At 62.7% G+C, this 21515-nt stretch carries 18 protein-coding genes; 15 read left to right on the top strand and 3 right to left on the bottom strand.

Annotated elements, in window-relative coordinates; translation table 11 throughout:
- Positions 1-7 precede the first annotated feature (7 nt).
- From RUW20_RS12360 to RUW20_RS12325, 8 genes are read left to right on the top strand one after another with little or no spacing between them, the layout of a single operon-like run.
- A complete protein-coding gene (locus tag RUW20_RS12360) occupies positions 8-529 on the top strand; it encodes a DUF4040 domain-containing protein (protein ID WP_313952534.1) in 522 nt (173 codons plus the stop codon).
- On the top strand, positions 526-951 hold the full coding sequence (locus RUW20_RS12355) for a Na(+)/H(+) antiporter subunit B (RefSeq protein ID WP_313952533.1): 426 nt from the start codon (positions 526-528) through the stop codon (positions 949-951). The genes RUW20_RS12360 and RUW20_RS12355 overlap by 4 nt, the downstream gene beginning before the upstream one ends.
- Positions 948-1322: a cation:proton antiporter subunit C gene (locus RUW20_RS12350; RefSeq protein ID WP_313952532.1), complete on the top strand. Its 375-nt coding sequence runs from the start codon at positions 948-950 to the stop codon at positions 1320-1322. The genes RUW20_RS12355 and RUW20_RS12350 overlap by 4 nt, the downstream gene beginning before the upstream one ends.
- On the top strand, positions 1319-2803 hold the full coding sequence (locus RUW20_RS12345; protein ID WP_313952531.1) for a monovalent cation/H+ antiporter subunit D family protein: 1485 nt from the start codon (positions 1319-1321) through the stop codon (positions 2801-2803). The genes RUW20_RS12350 and RUW20_RS12345 overlap by 4 nt, the downstream gene beginning before the upstream one ends.
- Positions 2800-4272: a monovalent cation/H+ antiporter subunit D family protein gene (locus RUW20_RS12340; RefSeq protein ID WP_313952530.1), complete on the top strand. Its 1473-nt coding sequence runs from the start codon at positions 2800-2802 to the stop codon at positions 4270-4272. Before RUW20_RS12345 ends, RUW20_RS12340 begins: the two co-directional genes overlap by 4 nt.
- Before the next feature lie 5 nt (positions 4273-4277).
- Complete coding sequence (locus RUW20_RS12335) at positions 4278-4532, top strand: hypothetical protein (RefSeq protein ID WP_313952529.1); 255 nt, start codon at positions 4278-4280, stop codon at positions 4530-4532.
- Entirely contained in the window at positions 4529-6211 is a 1683-nt protein-coding gene (locus tag RUW20_RS12330; RefSeq protein ID WP_313952528.1) for a Na(+)/H(+) antiporter subunit D, read from the top strand. Before RUW20_RS12335 ends, RUW20_RS12330 begins: the two co-directional genes overlap by 4 nt.
- A gap of 52 nt (positions 6212-6263) precedes the next feature.
- Entirely contained in the window at positions 6264-6773 is a 510-nt protein-coding gene (locus RUW20_RS12325) for a universal stress protein (protein WP_313952527.1), read from the top strand.
- Between the two features lie 137 nt (positions 6774-6910).
- Here the strand turns inward: RUW20_RS12325 and RUW20_RS12320 are convergent, their stop codons facing one another.
- The 3 genes from RUW20_RS12320 to RUW20_RS12310 are packed head-to-tail and all read right to left on the bottom strand — an operon-like array spanning position 6911 to position 9331.
- The gene (locus tag RUW20_RS12320; protein WP_313952526.1) at positions 6911-7216 is read right to left on the bottom strand and encodes a hypothetical protein; all 306 of its coding nucleotides are present in this window, start codon (positions 7214-7216) and stop codon (positions 6911-6913) included.
- A gap of 13 nt (positions 7217-7229) precedes the next feature.
- On the bottom strand, positions 7230-7745 hold the full coding sequence (locus tag RUW20_RS12315; RefSeq protein WP_313952524.1) for a DNA mismatch endonuclease Vsr: 516 nt from the start codon (positions 7743-7745) through the stop codon (positions 7230-7232).
- On the bottom strand, positions 7739-9331 hold the full coding sequence (locus RUW20_RS12310) for a DNA cytosine methyltransferase (RefSeq protein ID WP_313952523.1): 1593 nt from the start codon (positions 9329-9331) through the stop codon (positions 7739-7741). The genes RUW20_RS12315 and RUW20_RS12310 overlap by 7 nt, the downstream gene beginning before the upstream one ends.
- A 719-nt stretch (positions 9332-10050) precedes the next feature.
- Here RUW20_RS12310 and RUW20_RS12305 point away from each other — a divergent pair.
- The 7 genes from RUW20_RS12305 to RUW20_RS12275 all read left to right on the top strand — a co-directional run.
- Positions 10051-12477: a sigma-70 family RNA polymerase sigma factor gene (locus RUW20_RS12305; protein ID WP_313952522.1), complete on the top strand. Its 2427-nt coding sequence runs from the start codon at positions 10051-10053 to the stop codon at positions 12475-12477.
- Positions 12474-13979, top strand: a complete 1506-nt coding sequence (locus tag RUW20_RS12300; RefSeq protein ID WP_313952521.1) for an ATP-binding protein — start codon at positions 12474-12476, stop codon at positions 13977-13979. The genes RUW20_RS12305 and RUW20_RS12300 overlap by 4 nt, the downstream gene beginning before the upstream one ends.
- 11 nt (positions 13980-13990) lie before the next feature.
- The gene (locus RUW20_RS12295) at positions 13991-16858 is read left to right on the top strand and encodes a Z1 domain-containing protein (RefSeq protein WP_313952520.1); all 2868 of its coding nucleotides are present in this window, start codon (positions 13991-13993) and stop codon (positions 16856-16858) included.
- A complete protein-coding gene (locus tag RUW20_RS12290; protein ID WP_313952519.1) occupies positions 16842-17846 on the top strand; it encodes a PD-(D/E)XK motif protein in 1005 nt (334 codons plus the stop codon). The genes RUW20_RS12295 and RUW20_RS12290 overlap by 17 nt, the downstream gene beginning before the upstream one ends.
- Positions 17847-17848: 2 nt before the next feature.
- Positions 17849-19633, top strand: a complete 1785-nt coding sequence (locus RUW20_RS12285; RefSeq protein WP_313952518.1) for an AIPR family protein — start codon at positions 17849-17851, stop codon at positions 19631-19633.
- 360 nt (positions 19634-19993) lie between these two features.
- A complete protein-coding gene (locus RUW20_RS12280) occupies positions 19994-20590 on the top strand; it encodes a DUF6088 family protein (protein ID WP_313952517.1) in 597 nt (198 codons plus the stop codon).
- Positions 20583-21515 (top strand): nucleotidyl transferase AbiEii/AbiGii toxin family protein (locus RUW20_RS12275; protein ID WP_313952516.1); only part of this gene is annotated, 933 nt, incomplete at its 3' end. The genes RUW20_RS12280 and RUW20_RS12275, both read left to right, overlap by 8 nt.

Below are 21515 nucleotides of genomic sequence, written 5' to 3'. Positions count from 1 at the left end.
CATCAACGTGTTGCTGACCCAGATGATGGTCGCCGCAGTGGCGCTGACGCGTACCCGCAACCTGTTCGCGGTGATTGTCCTCTTCGGCCTCTACAGCTTGCTCACCGCCACCGTCATGGTTGCCCTCGATGCCGTCGATGTGGCGATGACCGAGGCCGCAGTGGGTGCCGGCGTGTCGACGGTGCTGCTGCTCGGTGCGCTACATCTATGCCGCAGTGTTGAAGAAAAGCCGGCCCACAAACCCTGGCTGCCGCTGCTGGTAACCATTGGCACCGGCCTCGTGCTGGTCTATGGCACCTGGGATCTGCCGGCATTTTCGGATCCCGAGGCGCCGATCCACACGCACGTGGCGCCGCGCTATCTGGAAGACGGACCCCGTGAGACCGGCATTCCCAACGTCGTCACCGCGGTCCTGGCCAGCTACCGCGCCTTTGACACCCTGGGCGAAACGACGGTGGTATTCACCGCCGGCATCGGGGTCATCGCTCTGCTGCGTCGGCGCCGGTACGTACGGGAGGGCAAGAGATGAAGAACGACATGGTCTTGCGCGTGGTCTGCAAGCTGCTCATCCCTTTCATCCTGCTGTTCGCGCTGTACGTACAGTTTCACGGCGATTTCGGACCTGGCGGTGGCTTCCAGGCGGGCACCATCGTCGCCGCGGCGATCGTTTTCTACGCCATCATTTACGGCCTGAACAGCGCACGCCGTGCGCTCCCCGACCGGATCGTCGAAGCGATGATCGCGGCCGGCGTGCTGCTCTATCTTGGCGTCGGTTTCGCCGGCCTTTATTTTGGCGGCAATTTCCTCGATTACTTCGTGCTCGACGCCGATCCGGTTGCCGGCCAGCACCGCGGCATTTTCTGGATCGAGTTGGGGGTGGCGATCACCGTCTGCGGCGTCCTGCTGAAGATCTTCTACCTCTTTGCGCGGCGCGGCCCGGACCAGGAATGAGCTTCTTAAGCCACTACGATTACGCAGTCATGCTCTTCCTGGCGATGACCGGGCTGTTCATCGTCATCGCCCGCGGCAATCTGATCAAGAAACTGGTCGGGCTGGCCATCCTGCAAACCTCGGTGTATCTGCTCTACCTGGCGCCGGGCAAGATCGTCGGCGGCACGGCACCGATTATCGACCCGGCCTTCACGGTGTACTCCAACCCGCTGCCGCACGTGCTGATCCTGACGGCGATTGTCGTCGGCGTGGCCACGCTGGCCCTGGGCCTGGCGTTGGCGGTACGTATCCGCGAGGAATACGGCACGATCGAGGAAGACGAGATCCTGCACAGCGATGAAGCACCGGCCAACGACGAGTCGCAACGATGAACTTCGTCGAGCATCTCCCTGCCCTGCAGGTCGCCCTGCCGCTGGCAAGCGCGCCGCTGGCGGTGCTCTTGCGCGACCGCCTGGCGGCCTTTCTGCTGGTGCTGGCGGCGACCTGGGCAGCGTTTGCGATCAGCATCCTATTGTGGCTGCAGGTGGGCGAAAGCGGACCGATCTCCTACGCCATCGGGAGTTGGCCGCCGCCCTGGGGCATCGAGTACCGCGTCGACGCACTCTCCTCGCTGGTCTTGATGCTGGTATCCGGTATTGCCGCGGTGGTCCTGCCCTACAGCCGCGCCAGCATCGAACGCGAGATCCGCCGGGATACCCACTATTTGTTCTACGCCATGTTCGCGCTGTGCCTGACCGGCCTGCTCGGCATCACGATCACCGGCGACGCCTTCAACCTGTTCGTGTTCCTGGAGATTTCCTCGCTCTCCTCGTACGTCCTGATCGCGCTCGGCAGGGACCGCCGCGCGCTGGTCGCCTCATACCAGTACCTGATCATGGGCACCATCGGTGCCACCTTCATCGTCATCGGCATTGGCCTGCTCTATCTCAAGACCGGCACCCTCAATCTGGCGGACATGGGCATCCGTCTGCAGGCGATGACCAGTCACCGCCCGGTGCTCGCGGCGCTGGCTTTTCTCACCGTCGGCATCTCCCTGAAACTGGCGCTGTTCCCCCTCCACCAGTGGCTGCCCAACGCCTACGCCTACGCACCCTCGGCGGTATCGGCCTTCCTCGCCGCCACCGCCACCAAGGTGTCGGTGTACGCGCTGCTGCGCTTCTACTTCTCGGTCTTCGGGGAAACGGCCATCTTCCAGCGGCTACCAATGGAGGATCTGATGCTGATTCTGGCACTGGCCGGGATGTTCGTCGCTTCGACGGTGGCCATCTTCCAGGACAACCTGAAACGGCTGTTCGCCTACTCCAGCGTCGCCCAGATCGGCTACATCGTCCTCGGCATTTCTTTCGACTCGGTGACCGGGCTGACCGCGACGATCGTGCACCTGGTCAACCACGCCGTCACCAAGGGCGCCCTGTTCCTGCTGCTCGGCGCGGTAATGGCGCACATGGGCGGCGTCACCCTGGCGCGCGTTCAGGGCATTGGCCGGGTCATGCCGCTGACCACTTTCGCTATCGTCCTCTGCGGACTGAGTCTGATCGGCGTACCCGGCACGGCAGGCTTTGTCAGCAAGTGGTACCTGATCCTCGCGGCGCTGGAGAAAGACCAGTGGTGGCTGGTGTTCCTGATCGTGTTGTCGTCGCTGCTGGCGGTCATCTACGTCTGGCGCTTCGTCGAAACCGCCTACTTCCGCGCCCCGCGCAGCGACCTCGCACAGTTCCGCGAAGCGAAGCTGGCGTTGGCCATCCCGGCCTGGATCCTGGTCGGCGCGACGCTCTGGTTCGGCGTCGAAACCTCGGTCACCGTCGGCTCGGCCGCCGCTGCAGCGAGGATGCTGCTCGGGGTGACGCCATGATCGGCGCCGAAAGCCTGATCGTCGCCGCGCTCGTGGTACCGACCGTCGGCGCGGCGCTGATCGCCCTCTGCCATCAACAACCGAACCTGCGCGAAACAGCGACGCTGGCCACCGCAGCGACGCTGCTGTTCTGCGTCGTATCCCTGCTGCCGACGATACTTGCCGGCGAGCGGCCCGGCGTGCACCTGACCGAGGTTCTGCCTGGCCTTGAACTGGCCTTCTCGGTCGAGCCGCTGGGCATGCTCTTCGCGCTCGTCGCCTCGGGATTGTGGATGGTCAACTCGCTCTACTCGATCGGCTACATGCGTGGCAACAATGAGGCCCACCAGACGCGTTTCTACGTCTGCTTCGCCCTGTCGATCGCCGCGGCAATCGCCATCGCCTTTTCTGCCAACGTGTTCACGCTGTTCGTTTTCTACGAGCTGCTGACGCTGATCACCTACCCGCTGGTGACCCACCACGGCACGGACAAGGCGAGAGCGGGTGGGCGTATTTATCTCGGGCTACTGATCGGCACCTCGGTGGTCCTGCTGCTGCCGGCGCTGGTGTTCACCTGGCACGTCGCCGGCACCACTGACTTTACGCCGGGAGGCATCCTGCAGGGTCGGCTCTCCGACTTCGCGCTCGGTGGCCTGCTCGCACTGTACGTGTTCGGCATCGGCAAAGCGGCGCTGATGCCTTTCCACCGCTGGCTGCCGGCGGCGATGGTTGCGCCGACGCCGGTTTCCGCGCTGCTGCACGCGGTGGCGGTGGTCAAGGCCGGCGTGTTCAGCGTGGTCAAGATCATCGTCTACATCTTCGGTGCCGAGACGCTGGTCGAGCAGGGCGGGGCGGACTGGCTGACGGCGATCGCCGGCTTCACCATCGTCGCCGCCTCGATCGTCGCCTTGCGCGCCGACAACCTGAAGCGGCGTCTGGCCTATTCGACGGTCAGTCAGCTGTCCTATGTGGTACTGGCAGCAGCGCTGCTCACCCCCTACTCGCTCGCTGCTGCGGTATTACACATCGCCGCGCACGCGGTCGGCAAGATCACCCTGTTCTTCGCCGCCGGGGCCATCTATACCGCTGCCCACAAGACCAATGTCAGCGAGCTGGACGGTATCGGCCGACGCATGCCGTGGACCATGGGCGCGTTCGCCATCGGCGCACTGTCGATGATCGGCCTGCCGCCAGCGGCCGGGTTCGTCTCCAAGTGGTATCTGCTGTCTGGCGCCATGGGGGCTGAGCAGTGGGCCATCGTTGCCGTCCTGCTGGCCAGCACGCTGCTCAACGCCGGCTATTTCATGCCCATCGTCTATCGCGCTTTCTTTCGCCCGCCGGTGGACGAGGGGAACGCGCACGGCCACGCCCACGGCGAGGCGCCACTGCCGATGGTCGCCGCCCTGACGCTGACCGCCGCCGGCACGCTGGCGCTGTTCTTCTTCCCCGATGTGCCGCTGGCGCTGGCACGTCAGATGCTCGGAGGCTGAAACTGATGAACAACACCGAGAAGCACTGGCTGGTACGCCCGCAGACGGTCACGCTGCTGTGGCGGGTGTTCATCGCCATCCTGGTGGTGACGGTAGTCGCCGAACTGGTGGTGCATCTGCACCCGCATTTCGCCTTCGACGGCTGGTTCGGCTTCCACGCCTGGTACGGCTTTCTCACCTGCGCGGCGATGATTTTTTTCGCCAAGGGCCTGGGCCTGCTGATCAAGCGGCCCGACACCTATTACGGTGACGACCAATGATCTTGCACCCCGCGCTGATCCTCGTTCTCGGCGCCCTGGTCCTGCCTTGGCTGCCGCACCGGGGAGCCCGGCAAGCCGCCTCGCTGGCCCTGCCGCTGGCGGCCTTATGGGCGATCTGGCAGGTACCGGACGGCAGTGCGTGGCAACTCCCTTTCCTCGACTACACGCTGACCCCGCTCACCGGCGACAAACTGACGCGCCTGTTTGCCACCATCTTCGCGCTGATGGCTGCGACTGGCGCCCTCTTCGCGCTGCGCCAGGAAAGCCGCGTGGAAGTGCCGGCGGCACTGTTCTACGCGGGCTCGGCAATAGGCGTCGCCTTCGCCGGTGACCTCATCACGGTGTTCATCTTTTGGGAACTGATGGCCATCGGTTCGACCCTGGTGATCTGGAGCGCGGGCAGCCGTGCGGCCTATTCGGCCAGCATGCGCTATCTGTCGATCCACCTGCTCGGCGGCGTCGTGCTGATGGCCGGTATCGCCGGCCACGTCGCCGATACCGGCTCGGTTGCCTTTACGCAGATCACGCCCGATTCCTGGGCCAGCTGGCTGATCCTGGCGGGCTTCCTGATCAACGCCGGCGCCCCGCCGCTTTCCGCCTGGCTGCCCGATGCCTACCCCGAGGCGTCGTGGAGCGGTACCGTCTTCCTCTCCGCGTTCACCACCAAGACGGCTGTTTATGTCCTCTTGCGCGGCTTCCCCGGCACGGAAATCCTGATCTGGATCGGCATGTTCATGATCTTCTACGGCATCGTCTATGCGCTGCTCGAGAACGACATGCGGCGCATTCTTGCCTACTCGATCGTCAACCAGGTCGGTTTCATGGTGGTCGGCATCGGTATCGGCAGCGAAATGGCGCTCAACGGTGCCGCCGCGCATGCCTTCGCCCACATCATCTACAAGGCGCTCCTGCTGATGTCCGCCGGCTCGGTGCTGTACCGCACCGGCCGGCGCAAGTGCACCGATCTTGGCGGCCTCTTTCAGAGCATGCCGGTCACCGCCGTGTGCGGCATCATCGGGGCACTGGCCATCTCTTCGTTTCCCTGGACTTCCGGCTTCGTCAGCAAATCGATGATCTCGCAGGCAGCAGGCGACGAGCATCTGCAGTACGTCTGGCTCGGGCTGGCGGCGGCCTCGGCGGGAGTCTTCCTGCACGCTGGCATCAAGTTCCCGTGGTTCGTTTTCTTCCAGAAGGATAGCGGACTACGCCCCGCCGATCCGCCAGCAAGCATGCAGATACCGATGATTCTCTTCTCCGCACTGTGCATCGGCCTGGGCCTGTTTCCGGCGCCGCTCTATGCCCTGCTGCCCTTCGAGGTCAACTACGCACCCTACAGCGGCGCTCACGTGGTGACCCAGCTGCAACTTCTGCTGTTCTCGGGCCTGGCATTCTTCGTCATGCTCAGCTTCTTGAAGCGCACGCTGACCATCTCGCTGGATGTTGACTGGTTTTACCGCATGTTTGCGCCTCGCCTCGTCAATCTGCTGGCGCCGCTGCTTGCCGGTGCCATCGCCGGCCTGGAACGCACTGTCTCGTCACTGGCTGAGCGCGCCGGTAAAACTCTGCGCCGTCACCACGGCGCGCAAGGCGCATTGGCCAAGACCTGGCCCACCGGCAGCATGGCTCTTTGGACCGTGGTGATGCTGCTGGCCTGGCTGGGCCTCTACTACCTGCCCTGAGCCGATGAACAGCTCACCGATTCCGAGCGGATTAAACGCGAAAGGAGAGATCATGAGCCCGCTCCGTGCCGATCAACCGCTTGCGCAGGGTGCACGCACCAAGCGACTGCTGATCCCGGTCGACCCCACCGAACGCTCGCGCTGGGGCCTTCGCTACGCCATGCGTTTGCAGCGCCGCGGCGAGCCGGTGCAGGCCGTGCTGCTGTTCGTCTCCGAAGCCGTCACTGCGCCGGAAGTACTGCGTTTCCGTACGCACGTCGAGATCGCCCGCTTGCAGGCCGAATGCGGCACTCACATCCTGCACGACGCGGCGCAGCCGCTGGCAGCGGCAGGCGTGTCCTGCCAGGAGATCTACCGCGAAGGCGACATCGTCGCGCAGATCAGCGACGTCGCCGAACAGCTCGGCTGCGACGAAATCGTTCTGCCGCTGCCGCACGCCCGCATCACCAAGCTGCTTTCACGCGACGTGGTGCGGGAAGTGATCAAGCATGCACAGGGCGTGCCGGTGGTGACGACGGATGCGCAGGGTGTTGCCGAGAAGGCTCAGGACAACTGGATTTAGGCCTGAGGGAAGGCACGACATAGGCGCACGAAATGGCCACGGTGGAATGCTGGATAGGCGTTCAGCGGCAGCGATAGTTGGCGCGAACCGATTCACACACCAAGGCCGTGCGCTTCAACTTCCAAGGAGTTCCCGGTCTACCTTGGCCGGAACCAGAATTGCTTCTGCTTGGCCAGTTGCCACACGTCATGCCATTCCTGGCAATGACGACTGACACCCCCTTCAGCCGTTACGTCCATCCCATGCTTCATGAACACATCGTGCAGGGCCATGTTTGCATCGCAGAAATCATGGCTGTGGCAGATGTTCGGCTCATCCTCGTCCCTGTTCCGGGAAACTACCTTCTTAATCTGCTCGCGAGAAAGCCACCTCTTCAGTTTCGCACTGAATTCAATCGCCATCGTCTCAATTCTGTCCTGACCTTGATTTGTCTGCGTCGCCATGGCTACTCCTCAGTCAGCGCAACAAATCCACCGTCGAAATGGTGGAATGATGCGCGGGTCCAAGTTTACCTTCTACCGTGGGCCATTCCAATATGCAACCGGTAGAGTGCCCAGTCCTGATGCTGTCGAGCAGCCAAAGGAGGTTTCGCTTGCCCGCCTTGACTTCTCTCAAACCGCATTCCCACAGGATGATAACTGTCCACCCTCTGGTCACAAGCTCGCTGATGTTCCGTCGATCACGCACGGTGTTTTCCTCAAACCGGCTGTGCCAGTGCCCGACGTTGCTGTCTGGTGACGTGCTAAACCTGCAGCCTTCATGACGATGCCAAAAGCACCCGTGAACGAAAACGGCGACCATCCATTTCCGCATCACGATGTCTGGACTTCCTGGCAGGCTCTTTGAATGCAGCCGGTAACGAAAGCCGTGCCCATGCAGGAATTGCCGTACCAGTATTTCCGGCCGCGTATTCTTTCCCTTGATCCCCGACATCATGCGAGAACGCGTCGCCTGATCCACTACATCTACCATGCTGGCAATTCGGCGACAGGCTTTGCGTCCACTGTCCGGCTCGCTTCGTCCGTTGATTCAGCCGCCTCTTCGCCGCCCTGAAGCAGCTCGGCTACGATGCCTGCAACCTGCCTGGCCAGGAACGGAGGGACGGCGTTGCCGACCTGCCAATATTGCTCCGTGCGGTTGCCCTCGAAGAAGTAGTTGTCGGGAAACGTCTGTAAGCGCGCAGCCTCTCTAACGGTCAGACTGCGGCACTGGGCAGGATCGTAGTGAATGTAGTAGTGACCATCCTTTGAGATGTGCGATACCACAGTAGTGGATGGTAGCGTCTCAATCTGCACGCGGAAACGATCGCGAAATGGCACTTTCTCCGAATGTACATTCACGTGTTGCGGCAGCAACTCTGGAGGCAACTCATCAACTTTCGGCGAGCAACCATTCCGCTTGGCATAGCAGGCGTAATAGAGATAGCGGTGCAGATCGGACCGCATGTGGGCGCGGGCCTCATGCTGGATATATCCCCCCTCCAGGCGTTCATCACGTAACCATTCTGCGAGGTTTGCAGGCAATCGATCAGCTCTGCCTTCCCAGTCACGCATATAACGCCCCCCCGCGCTTGTCGGTATCACCCGGCCTGCACGTGACAGTTCGAGCTCCTGTTTCACGAAACTCAGGGCATCTGGCGCCGTTCTGGCCAGAACTACCAATAGCTCGTCAAAGATGGTTTGCCAACTTTCGGGGGAATCCTTACCGCGAGAGAGACGACTCCGGACGCGAGGCAAATCATGAATCGCTTGGTTAACCGAAACCGACCCTGTTCTTGTGAGCAGCTGATGCTGTCGGGCCCGGATGTCTTCACGAACACCAAGGAGCATCACCCTGTGACGGGCTTGCGGCAGGCCATGGTTCTCGGACTGGACCACAAAGTTCATGGGGTTCGTGGTCCGCGCATCACCGGAGCAATTGAACGAACGTATTTCGTAGTGGAGCCCCGGAGAAGGGCTTGAGAGGTCGTCCAGAATTCTCTCGAAGATCGGACTGCCTCCATGTGTCGACGATAGTACTCCCCGGACGTTCTCCATTACGAAGACGGCAGGCTGGAACTTCTGGATGATCCGCAGATACTCCTTGTAGAGAAAATGCCGGTGGTCGCCTTCGAATTTCTCAACATTGTCCCGACGCCAGCGAGACCGCCCAACCACCGAGTAGACCTGGCAGGGCGGGCCGCCAATCAGGACCCACGGCATGTTACCCCGGAGTGCTCGCGCGATCGTCCGGTCGACCTCCTCGGCTGGAGTGAGGCCCAGCTCACGGCAATGCGCCTCTTCGAGCGCCCTGCTGGTCTGGGCATGAAAACGAGGATTTCCCAACAGATCTTCCCGGGAAATTCTGTCGCGAAGGTATTGGTAGTACTCGCCGGGCACATCACTCGGATGGCCAAAAGCCCGGTAAAAGGCCCTCAGAGACAAGGTGCGATGGGCAACCGGTTCCTTTTCGAAGGATGAACGGATGTCGAAAACGGGTTCATCGGTGCTGTCACGAAATGAGCCAAAGCCTTCTCCAAGACCACCGGGGCCCGCAAAGAGGTCAACTACTGGGATCATTCTCGTGTGGTGCTTTGTGAGCACATTCTGCCGCCTGGGGCTGTCTTTGTCATATCTGTCTCCGGCCTTCGGAGCGAATCATGGAGCGAGCACCTTGCTTACACGATTCAAGGCTGGCACGGCCCCCATAAGCTACAGGATGGCTTTCGTCCGCCGACCGCGTCCTCGCTCGCCGAACTACTAGCCCTCACGCCGACGCGCGAGCCGGTACTCTTCTTTATCGTTGTGTGGTGGGAAGCGTGGGGGTTGTGTTGCCGGCTCCTGGATACCAATGCGCAAAACGCAAAGTCGGCACACTCGCTGCAGGATCATCCAGCCTAACACGGCAAGCAGGCTCAGGCACCCTCGGCGTATCGCTGGCAAGACCAAACGCCTGACGTGACGAACGCCCCTCGGCACTGCTGCGGAAGATCGCGCCGTGATGCGCTCGCACTGTTTGGGCCTGCTTACAATCCTCAAGTCGGGTATCCAAAACAAGACGTCGCCTGTATTATCACTTGTCATCACAAGAATACAACAGGCGACGACGTGGTTTCGGCAATTCCATTAGATCTTGGGCCGATCCAAGGGGAGTGCATGGCTTTTCACCTCTGTTTTTTGGGTGAAGTGTCCGGGGCCAATCCTGGCACGCGCCAACGGTGTTTTTGGCCACAGATGCGGGGCAAGGGCTTGCTGCACGAGATAGGGCTGCCCAGGATGGAGCGGACGAAATCAGCACAATGTCCGACAACGGCACTCTAAACGCCCTTCTCAAGATGGCCGTTCTCGCCGGCGTGGAGACGGCTGTCCGTCTCCACATAAGGCGGGGTGACAACCTGAACGCCAGAGACGCGGCCGGGATGACGCCGCTGATGCTTGCGGCCTCCAAAAACAGAGCGGCTGTGTGCTCCTTACTGCTCGGCGCCAGTGTGGATCCCGGCCTGACAGACACTTCCGGTAGGGACGCCTTGGCGATCGCAAAGGCGTCCAGGGCTGAGGGGGTCATCGCCGTGCTAGAGGCTGCTTTGGCTCTCGCCCCCGGGCCTGTCCAACCAAAGCCAGAGCCATCAACGGAACCCGGGGATGAACCAGAGCCAAATTCGACGAAGCTCATTCGCACGGACCTACGTCTAGTTCCCGATTCCGGCTGTGAGTCCCCGTCGGCGTTGCCATCCGCGGTGCAATTCGATGACGAATGGGACGCGTCCGACCTGTCGGGCTGGGAGCCCGATGATGACGGCCCGCCCCCAGAGGGTGACCCGACCATCACGAAAACGGCCGCCGCAGTGCAATCCGCCATCTCGGCACATGATCCCGTGGACGACTCCGCAGGCTGGGATGATTTCGAGGCGTTTCTACCGGAGCGCGCGGCCCCCTTGCCGGGAATGGAGGGGGGGGAGGAGTCCGCCGGCCTGCGGCGCCTATTGCTAAGGGCTATTCGTGAGGGCAGCGTCCCCGACGATGACCTCGTCGAGGCCTGCAAGGACAAGTACGGCTCGTTGAACCCTGCTTGGGAGTCGCTCTTGCGACTTGTCCTTGGCGAGCTTGGCGCCGAGACGGACGAGCGCGTCGAATACGGAGACGAGCCTTTCATGGCCGAGGGGCGCGAGGACGAGGACGTGTCGGTTTCGGAAGCCCTGGCCTTCATTGAAGACGTCGCGTCGGGCCGCAACGACCCTGGGCGTTTCTACTCCAAGGAGATGCGCGTCGGGGCGCTGCTCACCGCCGACGAGGAGGAGCTACTTGGCCGCGAGATGGAGGAAGGGCTGGCAGACGCCTCGGGCGCATTGGCGTCATGGCCTGAGGGTGTCGCCTCCGTCCTTGAGGCGGGCGAGCGTGTCCGGGCGGGCAAGTACGGACTGAGTAGCATCTCCCTTGGTTCGTGGGATGCGCAAGGCGAGGAAGCCGAAGTTTCACCTGAGACCGACGAGGTGGAGTCAGACTCGTCCGACGCGGACGCAACCCTTACCGACCGGGTGGCGGACTTTCTGGAGACAATTGACGAGATCGCCGCGCGGTCGCGCGCAAGCGCGGGCAACCCGGTCGAGCGCGAGGCCTTGGCCGGGGCTATCGCCCGCGCAAGGCTCTCACCCCTCTTCCTTGGCGGGCTGGACGTACACGAATGGAGCGGAGCAGCGGCAGATACGTTCCGATCGGCGTTAACCCGTTACTACAAGGCGCGGGAAACAATGGTTTTGCGCAACCTGAGGCTTGTTATCTCGGTGGTAAAGCGCTACCAGGGGCTGGGCCTACCCTTCGAGGATTTAGTCCAGGAGGGGAATATTGGTCTTTTGAAGGCGGTCGAGAAGTACGACTACCACAAGGGTTTCCGCCTCTCGACATATGCCTCGTGGTGGATACGTCAACAGGCGACGCGGTCCATCGCGGACATGGGTCGAACCATCCGAATCCCGGTCCATGTTCACGAGAAGATGTTGTGGCTAAGAAGGGAGATGAAGGAGGCCGAGCGCAAGCACGGCCAGAGCCCCAGCGACGCATGGCTGGCCGAGAAGATGGGCATGGCCGTCGGCAAGCTGTCCGCCATGCGAGCCCGTATCGATGAGCCGACACCGTTGCACGAGCTGAACGGGTCCGGGCAGCAGTTCGCGGCCGACACGCTCGCCGAGGACCAGAGCAACGGACCCGAAGCGCGGGTGGAGCGGGCCTCTCTGATAAGAACCCTGTGGAAGATGCTTGCCGAGCTTGACCCCCGAGCAGCAGAGGTCATGGTCCTGAGGTTCGGCCTCGACGGGACCGACTCACGCACCCTTGAGGAGACAGGGGAGCATTTCGGGGTCACTCGGGAGCGCATTCGACAAATCGAGGCCAAGGCCCTGAAAAAACTCGCGCACCCTTCTCGCTCGAGCGTTCTTGCCGACTTCCTTTGTTCCCACCGGAGTGCGGCCAAGCGGGTAAGTGACCCAGCGCCGCGGCTTCCTCTCACCCCGGAGGAAGCCTGCGTGTTGGCTCCTGAGCCCGACGCAACTGACACGACCTTGGTAGCTTTCGCAAGATCGTACGGCGCCGCGGTGGAGGACCTTCGCGCCGAAGGAGGTGGAATCGAGTTGCGCCTCCCGCACGAGAAAGGTGAGGCGATGAGGCTGCTGGCGCCCATCTTGCTGGCTGCCGGTTTCTCGCCATGCCCAGGAATGACCTTTAGAAAATGACAGCGAAAACCAGAAACGTGCCGCCGAGGGCTTCGGCGATGATGGAGGCTCTGAGGGGGTTGGGGTACTCAACGGCCGCGGCGCTTGCCGACATCGTGGACAACAGCGTGTCCGCCGGCGCTTCCGAGGTGAGGATCAGCTTCGCTTGGGAAGGTGAAGGTAGCCGCGTAACCGTTCTTGACGACGGCCGTGGCATGAATGACCTAGGGCTTGAGGGCGCAATGAGACTGGGCGACAAGAACCCGCTGGATGAGCGGGCTCCTGGAGATCTTGGGCGCTTCGGGGTGGGCCTCAAGACCGCCTCGTTTTCCCAATGCAGGCGTCTGACTGTGGCCTCGAAGGCGATCGGAGGTGATCTCTGCTGCTTGCGCTGGGACCTAGATGCCATCGCCGCAAGGCCAGAGGACGGCTGGCTACTTTTTGAGGGCCCAGCGGACGGTTCCGAACGGCACCTCACCCCGCTGCAGGAAATGACGTCCGGTACGCTAGTCCTCTGGGAGCAGCTCGACCGCATCGTCACGGACGGCTACACAGCCGACCATTTTGGGGATCTCCTGGACAACGTTGAAAAGCGCTTGGCGATGGTCTTCCACCGACTGTTGCAGGGGCCAGGCCCCAGACTGTGCCTCCGTTTGAACGGCAGACCGATCACCCCATGGGATCCGTTCATGTCGGGCCACCCCGGGAAGCCATGGAACTCCCCCGTGGAGAGGCGATTTACCCCTTCCGGGGTTGTCGAAGCCGAATGCCACGTGCTACCCCACCGGGACCGGATGACGCTGGATGAGCATGACGCAGCAGCCGGCCCCGAGGGGTGGACCTCCCAGCAGGGCTTCTACGTCTACCGAAACGGCCGGCTTCTCCTGGCGGGCGGCTGGCTGGGCCTCGGGCAGGGAAGGGCCTGGAACCGCGAGGAGGCGCAACGCCTGGCACGAATCCGCCTTGACATTCCGAACACTGCGGACGCCGACTGGAAAATCGACATCCGGAAGTCCACCGCCCGGATACCCGTCTCCCTCCGCCCCTGGTTGACCAGGCTCGCCGAGGACACGCGGGAGAAAGCGCGCCACGTTTTCGCGTGGCGCGGTGCCCCGATGGCCGTCGCGGGGGATGGCGCCGTTGAACAGGCCTGGCGGCTGGACCGCACGCGGGCAGGAGCCAGGTACCGAATCGACGAGAACCATCCCGCTGTGGCGGTGGCGCTCGATGCGTCCGGCCCGGCCAACGCCCTCGTCAGGGCCATGCTTCGGGTGATTGAGGAGACCGTCCCCGTGCAGAGGATTTGGCTCGACACAGCCGAGAACAGGGAGACCCCGAAGACCGGGTTTGACGGGGAACCGCCGGAAAACGTGAGGGCCGTTCTGGCCACGCTCTTCCAAAGCATGGTGGCCAGGGGCGTCGAGCCCGCCGCCGCGAAAAGAACACTTTTGGCCACCGAGCCGTTCCACAACTATCCGGCCCTTGTCGGGGAATTGCCGGAAGGCGGCGGTGCCGCCCATTGAGAAGAGGCCACATGTCGGACGAAAACGGTAAACAACTTCAAGGCGTCATCAGTATCGCCCAAACGCTCCTTCTCGCGGAAGAGGACAAGAGCGCGATAACTCCGGCGCTCATCGCGGAAAAGGTGGCAGTCGCGGCGGGGATGTTCCCGGAGGGGGGTGCTCTCGCGCAGGCGGCGACAGCAGAGTTGATCAGGCGCTTTAGCCTGTGGATCGGCCAGGACGCCACCCTCGTCGACTACGAGGGGCACGTACCCTGGCTGGTTTCGACCCGGAAAAAAAACTGGCGCTACTGGCAGCGTTACCAGTCGCTTCTAGAGAGGAGGATGTCGGACACCGCAGTTGACGCCCTTGACAAATCCACCGACAAGATTCTCGGGCTCTTGGAGGATCCAACGCGCGAAGGCCCGTGGGACAGGCGCGGGTTGACCGTGGGGCACGTGCAATCGGGGAAGACGGCGAACTATTGCGGGCTCGTCTGCAAGGCGGCGGACGCAGGCTACAGAATCATCATTGTGCTCGCGGGACTGCACAACAACCTCCGATCGCAAACCCAGATACGACTTGAGGAGGGTTTTCTCGGCTACGAGACGCCGATGACCGGCGACAGCATCCGGCCCATCGGCGTGGGCGAGATTGACAGCGACTCGCGCATACTTCCGAACTGCGCGACGAACCGCACGAACAACGGCGACTTCACCACGACGGTGGCCCAGCACTGCTCCATATCGCCGGAGCAAAGGCCATGGCTGTTCGTCGTCAAGAAGAACAAGACGGTGCTTGAGCGGCTCCTGGAATGGATTCGGAACCACGTCGCCGACTCGACCGACGGGATCACCGGCCGCCGCTTCGTCTCGGCGCTGCCGCTGCTCCTGATTGACGACGAGGCCGATCACGCCTCGGTGGATACCGGCGAGCAGCTGTTCAACGAGAACGGGTCGCCGGATGAGGAGCATGAACCGAGGGCCATCAACAGCCGCATCCGAAAGATTCTCCACTCTTTCGCGAGATCGGCGTACGTGGGCTATACGGCCACTCCTTTCGCGAACATCTTCATTCACCGTCGCAACGAGACGATCGACGAGGGGCCCGACCTCTTCCCCCAGGCATTCATCATCAATCTCGCGGCGCCGTCGAACTACGCGGGTCCTGCCCGGCTGTTCGGCCTCCGGTCGCCCGAGGGGCGCTCGGGGGGGCTGCATCTGACGCGGGAGGTTTGCGACCACATTGACGCGACCGCGGTGGCCGGCTGGATGCCGCCGAAGCACAACAAGGAGCACGTCCCCCTTCACGGTGGGCTCGACGCCATTCCACCATCTCTCCGTGAGGCAATTGGCGCGTTTGTCCTGGCCACCGCCGCCCGGTCAGTTCGAGGGCAGGGCAAGGCGCACTCATCGATGCTGATCCATGTCACCAGGTTCAACCTCGTCCAGCGCGAGGTCCACCGCCAGGTGGACCAGGTCGTCACGCGCATGCGCCAGCGGGTAACGAGGAGCATTGATGACGAGGGGACGCTGGCAGAGCTCGAGGCACTTTGGAGAACCGATTTCGAGCCTGTCTGCGCGGAAATCGCCGAGAGCTTGCCTGAGCCGGACGGCGCGCCCGTGGTTCCGTCCTGGGAACGCATAAGGGAGGTTCTCCCCAACGTTCTCTCCGACATCCAGGTCAGGATGATCAATGGTACGGCGAAGGACGCTCTCGACTACGACGAGCAGTCCGGGAAGGGCCTCAAGGTCATCGCCATCGGTGGCGACAAACTGGCCCGGGGCCTCACCCTGGAGGGCCTCTGCGTCAGCTACTTCGTCCGCACCTCCAAGATGTACGACACGCTCATGCAGATGGGCCGCTGGTTCGGCTACCGGCCCGGATACATAGACCTGTGCCGCCTCTACACCACTTACGACCTTGTCGAATGGTTTGGGCACATCGCCGACGCATCGGAGGAACTGCGCGAGGAGTTCGATGCGATGGCAGCGAGCGGCGCGACCCCTCGCGACTACGGGCTCAAAGTACAGTCGCACCCGGTCCTCCTAGTGACATCGCCCCTCAAGATGCGCTCGGCCAAGAACCTTCAACTGTCCTTTAGCGGCGAGCTCCTGGAGACGGTGGCCTTCCATAAGGACGCGGCCATACTCAGGAAGAACCTCGAGGCGACGGAGCGCCTCATCGTCGCCATGGGCCAACCCGCCGAGCGGGATGAGATCACTCGCGTCCGCGACGGCGGAGACCACGTCTGGCAGGGGTTCCTGTGGAACGGCGTCCCGGCCGAGCTCGTCACTGACTTCTTCTCGTCCTACGTCACCCACCCGAAGGCAAGGAAAGTCAACAGCGCCCTTTTGACCGAGTTCATCAGGGCCATGGCGGCCGGAGGAGAGCTGACGTCATGGACGGTCGCGTTGGTTGGCGGCGGATACGGCGAGGCCCGGGCGTTCTCGGGCGGGCTGAAAATAGAGCGCATGCCTACGCGCCGCCCCGACACCGATAGCAAGGACCGCTACTCCATCGGACGCCTGCTGTCCCCCAGGGACGAGGCCATAGACCTTGACGGGAAAGCCTGGGCCGCCGCCATGGAGATGACGACGCGTTCCTGGAACCCGGACTCCACGCGCCAGAAGGACGGAGTCGAACCAAGTCCGCCGCAGCGGCCCAACGGGCCGTCAATCCGCCGCGTGCGCGGCTTCGGCGCTAGCGGGGTGCCGGCAGCGCCGAAGCGCGGGCTTCTACTTCTCTATCCGCTCGACCCCGTCACGGCGGGGCTGGAGAACGCGGAGACACCCGTAATGGCCTTCGGCGTTAGCTTCCCTAGCAGTATCTCAACGACGAAGGTCGTTTACCAGGTTGACCACCTTCTCTGGGAGACCGAGTATGGCCCGGCCGATTGACGAGTTCGTCCTTGCCTGGAGCGCACTTTCGGGGGACGCCGCGGTCGAGGGGTGGCGCAGCATCACGGTCACGCGGGCGGGGCCGTGCGCCCTCAGGGCTGGACGGCGCTTCCCCGGCAACGAGGAGGCGCTCCTCGCGGGCTTTCGAGATGCATCCCTGCCGAGCGCGGAGAGACTCCCGGAGGGGCACGGCTTCGAGGTGTCCAGGGCCGATCTCCACGGCGATGGAAAGACGTGGATTGCCCTGACCCGTAAGGAATCCGGTAGCGTCGAGCTATTCGCCGAGATGGTGGGCGACGTTGCGGGGGCGATGGACGCGGCGGCGGCCGGCGGGGACGAGGCTGTTCTGCGGGCCCTCCTGACAAGGGTGAGGGCGTGGCAGGAGTTCATGCGCAGAGGCGTACAGGCGCTTTCGCCGGAGGCTGAGCTTGGCCTCGTTGGTGAACTCGCGGTCATTGAGGGTCTTCTCGCGGCCGGCCTTGCGCCCTTCGCGGTGATCGAGGCATGGGTGGGTCCCATTGGCGGGGTGCAGGACTTCAACCTCGGCGAAGGGGCGATCGAGGTGAAGGCCACACTCTCCCAAAGCACCTTTCCTGCAAGAATAGGCTCCCTGGAGCAGCTTGACGATGGAGCACGCAGGCCACTTTTCCTGGCTGGCGTGCGGTTTTCACAAAGGGAGTCGGGAAGGAGTCTGCCGGACATCGCGGCGCGACTTTCGGAGTTTCTGGGGAGGTTTCCGGAGACAGGGCAGGGGTTCTCCGACCGGCTTCTCGCGGCGGGATATCATGTCTCCCACGCGGCGAACTACCGCAGGCGCTTCTCGCTGGAAACGGTCAGGGTTCTTGAGGTTGGAGAGGATTTCCCTCGGCTGGTGAGGGGGGACATTCCGGATGCAATAGCACGGGTCAAATACGAAGTAGACATCGATCGCATTCCCGGGCAGAACCTCGGTCTGGGCGTCGCGTTGGGACAACTGGGAGTGGTGTGAGCATGGCAGAGCTGCTGGATTTTCTGAGGGAAACGCAGGCCGAGGTCCGGGCGCAAATGAGCGAGGGTGCACCTTATGCGGAAATGGTGTTTTCGGAAGTCGTCATGCAGCACATGGCCGAGATAGGAATGACCTTCGAGCCGAACGTTTGCCATTGGCAGGGCAGGATGGGGAACGCGAACCTGCGTCTGAGTGGTTACGCAATGTCGGATGACGCCGACCAGCTTGATCTGTTCGTCAGCCTGTACGAGAACGTCGACGAGCTTTCTTCTGTGCCAGACAGGGACACGATGCAAGCGGCCGTACAGTGCCTTCGTTTCCTCGAGCTTTGCGCGTTGGGGAAGATGGCTCCGAGGCTTGATCCCTCGACGGACGTCTATTCGCTCGCGACGACCGTTCACGGCATTTACGACGGGTTGGATCAAATCCGGGTTTTTGTTCTAACCGACAGGGTTGCCAAGGCGAAGAGCTTCAGGACCCGAGAGATAGGCTCCAAGAGCGTCCGCCTCGAGGTGATGGACATCGAGCGGCTGCACCGCCACTGGTCCGAGGGAAAGCCCCGCGACGAGCTGGTGGTCAACTTCAACGAAGTATCGGGCTCGCCCTTACCGTGTGTTTACGTGCCGGGCGACGCGGGCGAGTACGACTACGCCCTTACGGCGGTACCGGGTGAGGCCCTGCGGTTCATTTACGAGAAGTACGGCGCCAGGCTTCTGGAGGCGAACGTCCGCTCCTTCCTCAGCGTCAGGGGCAAAGGGGTGAACGCCGGAATCCAGTCGACGTTGAGGACAGCTCCGAAGAACTTCATGGCGTACAACAACGGGATTGTTCTCATCGCAGACGAGATGCACCTTTCGTCGACGGCGGGAGGCTCGCCGGGGATCGTCTGGCTGAAGGGAATGCAGATCGTAAACGGTGGCCAGACCACCGCGTCGCTCTATTTCGCCAAGAAGCGCTTTCCGGAGACCAACCTTTCTGCGGTACGCGTGCCAGCAAAGATCATCATCCTGAAGGAGCCCGATCCTGTGAGGGAGGAGGCTCTTATCTCGGACATATCGCGGTTTGCCAACAGTCAAAACGCGGTCAGGCAATCCGACCTCTCGGCTAACAAGCCGTTTCACGTCGACGTCGAGCGCCTATCGCTTAGCGTCTACTGCCCTGATGGAGCCGGTCGCTGGTTCTATGAGCGCGCCGCCGGTAGTTACAACACACTCCTTGCGCGGGAGGGCACGACCCCAGCGAGGCTAAGGGTGTTGAAAGAGACCATTCCGCCGGCACGGAAGATTACCAAGACCGATCTTGCCAAATACGTCGTGACTTGGGACGGCCTGCCCGACGTCGTGAGCCTCGGCGCCCAGAAATGCTTTGACCGTTTCATGTCATCAATGACCTTGGTGGAAGACAATTCGTCTTATGTATCCCCTGATGTATTCGCCTACAAAGCGATGGTGGCCAAAGCTATAGTGTTCAAGGCTGCTCACAGGCTCTTGCGCGCGATGTTCCCGGCCTTCCAGGCCAATGTCACCACCTACACGCTTTCCGTCCTTTCGAAACGCTTTGGTGACCGCTTTGACCTCGCGAGGGTCTGGGAACGACAGTCGGTATCCCAGGAAATGCTGAACCAGCTTGGCGTGTGGGCGCGTGAGGTGAACACCGTTCTGCATACCACGGCTTCGGGAAGGATGGTCTCCGAGTGGGCCAAAAAGCCGGAGTGCAGAGAGGCAGTCTTCGCCGCTCGCTACTCCGAGCCGGCGCCGGGTATCCCCGAGCTGAGAGCCGCTTCCTGAATACGGCGGGCGCGAGAGGCATCCCACCTGAGCTTTCAATCGGTGAAATCGTCACCCGGTAGGGCGGTGCTGGGGTGATGTCTGGAAAACGGCCAGTAGCGCCACGCGGGGAATCGCCATCCAGCGCAGACTGCCCGCCGCCAGGCTTCTACGGGAATGCGACGCCGATAACAGCCAGCGAGCAAATCATCACTGCGAAAACGGGACCCGGCGATGACGAACTCGCCGACACCAAGGTGCCGGCCTGGCCCTTGCTCGCGCGCCCGGTCTCCCTGCTGAGTCGTCTCGCCATCAAGGGGCCTCAGGACTTGCAGAGTGTCAGAAATAGCGTGATGATTCTACCAATCTGGAGATGTCACCATGCAAACTCTCGCCAAACAAGTTCTGGAACGGGCCGCCGGATTGCCGGAGGGCACGCCTTTGGTCGCCAAGGAACTGTTGCATCTGGGCACTCGCGCCGCCGTCGACCAGGCCTTGTCCCGCCTGGTGCAGCGTGGCGCGCTGCTACGCGCTGGCCGCGGCATTTATGTCCTGCCCGTCGAGAGCCGCTTTGGTACGCGTGCGCCTTCGGCCGTGCGAATGGTCCAGGGCTTGGCAAACCAGCGTGGGGAAACCATCGTCTCGCACGGTGCCGCCGCCGCCAACACGCTGGGCCTGACCACCCAGGTGCCGATGCGCGCGGTTTATCTCACGTCCGGCCCCAGTCGCCGTTTGAAGTTGGGCGCGCAGATGGTCGAGTTCCGCCATGCGCCGATCTGGCAACTGCTCTTTCCCGGACGGGCCGCCGGCGAAGTCGTGCGGGCACTGGCCTGGCTGGGCCCGGAAAAAGCCGGGGAAGCGATCCGCCAGCTGCGTGCCAGGCTGCCGCCATCTGAGCTAAAGGAGGTTGTGTCGGCGCGCTCACGGCTGCCGACGTGGATGGCCCAGGAAGTCAGCGCGCTGGTAAGCGATGGCTGAGTTTTTCCAGCTCTCCACCGCCGAACGCCTGGAAGCGCTCGACACGGCAGCCAACACATCAGGCCTGCTGCCCCACCTGCTGGAAAAGGATGTCTGGGTGGTCTGGTTGCTACGCCACCTTTTTGCCGGCCCCTACGCCGAGCACCTGGTATTCAAGGGTGGCACTTCCTTGTCAAAAGCCTACGGCGTCATTCGGCGCTTCTCCGAAGACGTGGACCTGACCTACGACATTCGCGCCATTGCCGGTGATCTGGTGGGCGACGCGGGTGCCTTGCTCCCGACCAGCAAGAGCCAGGAGAAGCGGTGGAGCAAGGAGATTCGTGCGCGCCTGTCGGACTGGCTCGCCACCGAGATCGTGCCCCGCCTCAGGCATGACCTTGAACAACAGGGGCTACCGGCCACCGTACGGGCCGAGGGCGAGAAGGTATTCGTCGACTACGCGCCACTGACCACCGGCACGGGCTATGTTGCGCCCACCGTCCTGCTGGAGTTCGGTGCCCGCTCAACGGGCGAGCCCAGCGCAGAACGCCCTGTCCGCTGTGATGCGGCCGCATGTCTACAGGGGGTTGAATTCCCCACCGCGACACCGCGGGTGATGCGCGCTGAGCGCACGTTCTGGGAGAAGGCCACCGCGATTCACGTCTTCTGCGTGCAAGGCGAGTTCCGCGGCGGTGACCGCTTCGCCCGCCACTGGCACGACCTGACAAGGCTGGATGCCGCTGGCTTCGCCGATACTGCCATCGCGGACAAGGCCCTTGCGCGCGCGGTTGCCGAACACAAGAGCGTCTTCTTTGCAGAGAAGGACTCGTCTGGCGATGTGATTGACTATCACGCTGCCGTCACCGGTGGGCTCCAGCTGGTGCCTGATGACAGCGCGTTGGCCAAACTGGCTGCCGACTATCAGCGCATGATCGATGACGGCTTG

Source organism: Accumulibacter sp. (assembly GCF_032229525.1).
Classification (GTDB): Bacteria; Pseudomonadota; Gammaproteobacteria; order Burkholderiales; family Rhodocyclaceae; genus Accumulibacter.
This window is presented reverse-complemented; position numbering and strand designations above follow the sequence as displayed.

Excerpts from the sequence above, each read along its gene's own strand:
- RUW20_RS12280 (WP_313952517.1), top strand. The coding sequence starts at position 19,994 with ATGCAAACTCTCGCCAAACAAGTTCTGGAACGGGCCGCCGGATTGCCG.
- RUW20_RS12300 (WP_313952521.1), top strand. The coding sequence starts at position 12,474 with ATGACAGCGAAAACCAGAAACGTGCCGCCGAGGGCTTCGGCGATGATG.
- RUW20_RS12345 (WP_313952531.1), top strand. The coding sequence starts at position 1,319 with ATGAACTTCGTCGAGCATCTCCCTGCCCTGCAGGTCGCCCTGCCGCTG.
- RUW20_RS12285 (WP_313952518.1), top strand. The coding sequence starts at position 17,849 with ATGGCAGAGCTGCTGGATTTTCTGAGGGAAACGCAGGCCGAGGTCCGG.
- RUW20_RS12350 (WP_313952532.1), top strand. The coding sequence starts at position 948 with ATGAGCTTCTTAAGCCACTACGATTACGCAGTCATGCTCTTCCTGGCG.
- RUW20_RS12335 (WP_313952529.1), top strand. The coding sequence starts at position 4,278 with ATGAACAACACCGAGAAGCACTGGCTGGTACGCCCGCAGACGGTCACG.
- RUW20_RS12315 (WP_313952524.1), bottom strand. The coding sequence starts at position 7,745 with ATGGTAGATGTAGTGGATCAGGCGACGCGTTCTCGCATGATGTCGGGG.
- RUW20_RS12340 (WP_313952530.1), top strand. The coding sequence starts at position 2,800 with ATGATCGGCGCCGAAAGCCTGATCGTCGCCGCGCTCGTGGTACCGACC.
- RUW20_RS12320 (WP_313952526.1), bottom strand. The coding sequence starts at position 7,216 with ATGGCGACGCAGACAAATCAAGGTCAGGACAGAATTGAGACGATGGCG.
- RUW20_RS12355 (WP_313952533.1), top strand. The coding sequence starts at position 526 with ATGAAGAACGACATGGTCTTGCGCGTGGTCTGCAAGCTGCTCATCCCT.
- RUW20_RS12330 (WP_313952528.1), top strand. The coding sequence starts at position 4,529 with ATGATCTTGCACCCCGCGCTGATCCTCGTTCTCGGCGCCCTGGTCCTG.
- RUW20_RS12305 (WP_313952522.1), top strand. The coding sequence starts at position 10,051 with ATGTCCGACAACGGCACTCTAAACGCCCTTCTCAAGATGGCCGTTCTC.
- RUW20_RS12295 (WP_313952520.1), top strand. The coding sequence starts at position 13,991 with ATGTCGGACGAAAACGGTAAACAACTTCAAGGCGTCATCAGTATCGCC.
- RUW20_RS12325 (WP_313952527.1), top strand. The coding sequence starts at position 6,264 with ATGAGCCCGCTCCGTGCCGATCAACCGCTTGCGCAGGGTGCACGCACC.
- RUW20_RS12290 (WP_313952519.1), top strand. The coding sequence starts at position 16,842 with ATGGCCCGGCCGATTGACGAGTTCGTCCTTGCCTGGAGCGCACTTTCG.
- RUW20_RS12310 (WP_313952523.1), bottom strand. The coding sequence starts at position 9,331 with ATGATCCCAGTAGTTGACCTCTTTGCGGGCCCCGGTGGTCTTGGAGAA.